The 481-nt window shown below is 53.4% G+C and carries 1 protein-coding gene; it reads left to right on the top strand.

The genetic code is table 11. The features are described from left to right. A partial coding sequence (locus KVS69_RS18740) for a hypothetical protein (RefSeq protein WP_217539483.1) occupies positions 1 to 266 on the top strand: 266 nt, incomplete at its 5' end. Between the last annotated feature and the right edge of the window lie 215 nt (positions 267 to 481).

Below are 481 nucleotides of genomic sequence, written 5' to 3'. Positions count from 1 at the left end.
CGCTGGCTTCGCTTGGCCTTATCGCGCTTTGCAAGGTCTCTTGCTTTGCTGTCCCGCCTTTGGTTTGCCAACAGGTCCCTTGCTTGGAGCTGAGCCAATCGTTCGGTCGCTCGTTGAATTCGATCGTGGTAGTGGTTTGTCGCGCTCATCTGGTTTCTCTTCTGTCTGTTTACGAGTCAATCAAAAAAATCGCTCGCGTCAAGTTGTCGGTCACCTTGAATTTGAGCTGCTATCGAGATCGAGAAGATCTGAAAGAGATGGCTTAAAACAAATATGCAAGAGCGCAATTAGGCAATGTCTTCGACATTGCTTGCGCCAAGGGCTTCGCCCCTGGGACCCCAAGCGCTTCGCGCTTGCCAAAGTTCAAACCGAAGGCATAAAGAGCGGGAGTCCACATCGGAACCAGCATGGCCATCTACCACTCCCGCATCAAGACGTTTAGCCGGGCCAAGGGCGACTCCTCTGTCGCCGCAGCCGCCTA

It is taken from the genome of Stenotrophomonas sp. GbtcB23 (genome assembly GCF_019091045.1).
Classification (GTDB): Bacteria; Pseudomonadota; Gammaproteobacteria; order Xanthomonadales; family Xanthomonadaceae; genus Stenotrophomonas; species Stenotrophomonas rhizophila_A.
This window is presented reverse-complemented; position numbering and strand designations above follow the sequence as displayed.